1 protein-coding gene and 1 pseudogene are annotated in these 1,390 nt (G+C 75.8%); one reads left to right on the top strand and one right to left on the bottom strand.

The features are described from left to right. Nucleotides 1–1,197: protein kinase domain-containing protein (locus RY94_RS16565; RefSeq protein WP_156134993.1), on the bottom strand; the 1,197-nt coding region annotated here is incomplete at its 3' end. 20 nt (nt 1,198–1,217) lie between these two features. On the opposite strand from RY94_RS16565, the pseudogene RY94_RS17065 reads away from it, so the two are divergent. Then, nucleotides 1,218–1,390: pseudogene (locus tag RY94_RS17065) on the top strand (dihydrolipoyl dehydrogenase); the annotation flags it as partial.

The raw sequence follows: 1,390 nt of genomic DNA, 5'->3' as shown, positions 1-1,390 counted from the left end.
GGCCAGGCCAGGCTCGGGGCCACGGGTCGAGCCCTCCCCCCGGGCCGGGTCCGCTCCCGGCGGGTCGTCCCCGCCGCCTGCCTCGGTCCGGTCCGTCGGGCCGGGATCCGCACGGTCGGACCCGGCACCGGACGGCGACGCATCCGGAGCAACGTCGGGAGCGGCGTCCGGAGCGGCGTCGGGAACGGCACCGGGCACGGCACCGGGTGCACGGCCGGCCGCCGGCTCCGCGGAACGGACGACGTCGACGGTGAGGACCATCCCCGCGATGAGCAGCACGACCGCCGCGACTCCGGCCAGGATCGCCAGCACGCCCCGGGTGCGTCGCTCCCGCACTGTACGGCCCGACTCCCGCGGGCGCGCCGCCCGGCGGGATGCGGACGCCTGCCCTGCGCCCCGGGGCGGTTCTCCCGAGCGTCCTCCGGGCGGGCGTGCTCGCGGCCCGGGTGCCCGCAGGAGTGCTCCCCGCAGGCGCCCTCCTGCGGGGCGCCGTCCCCGCCCGACTCCGGGGGCTCCGGGTACTCCCCCGTCGGCGCGCGGGCGGATGCCGGCCATTCGCGTCCATCGGGACGGCGGTGCACTGGGCGGAGGGTTTGCGCGCCGGGTCAGCAGTTCCGGCAGGACGCTCGTATGCACGGCCGGAACGAGGTCGACGGGGACCGGCGTGGAACCGGCCAGCAGGCCGCGGGCGAAGTCGTCCGCGGTGGGGCGCCGGTCCCTGCTGGAGCTCAGCGCATCCTCGATGAGCTGCATGAGCTCCCGCGGTATCTCGGGGACGATCAGTGCGAGGGGCGGCCGCTGCTCGGCGGGTCCGGGGACCCGGCCGGTCAGCGCGAACCAGGCCACGGCTGCCAGGGCGAACACATCGGCGCCGGCGTCGAACGATCCGTCGTGGAGCGGATCGAGGAAGCCGGGTGTCCCCGCGTGGCCATCCCGCTCGGCCCCCAGCAGGCGTCCCGTCCCGAGATCGCCGAGGAGCGGCTTGCCCTCGGCCGTGAACAGGATGTTCCCCGGCGTCACGTCCCCGTGCAGGGCTCCGGCGCCGTGCAGGTAGCCGAGCACCTGCGCCACCGGGGCCAGGGCCGTCACGACCTCGGGGACCGGCAGGGGGCCGCGACTCGTCACGAGGCCGAGCAGCGAGCCGCCCGGGGCGAGGTCCATCAGCAGCCCGGGGCCCTGGTCCTGTCTCTTATACACAACTAGATGTGGATAAGGGCGGCCTCGTGAAGCTCGTCCGCGAGAAGGACGGCCCGATCGTGGGCGTCCACATGCTCGGCAGCCGCATGGGCGAGCAGAGCGGCGAGGCGCAGCTCATCGGCAACTGGGAGGCGTACCCCGAGGACGTGGCCCCGCTCATCCACGCGCACCCCACGCAGAACGAGGCCCTCGG

Source organism: Arthrobacter sp. L77 (assembly GCF_000816565.1).
GTDB lineage: Bacteria > Actinomycetota > Actinomycetes > Actinomycetales > Micrococcaceae > Arthrobacter_D > Arthrobacter_D antioxidans.
This window is presented reverse-complemented; position numbering and strand designations above follow the sequence as displayed.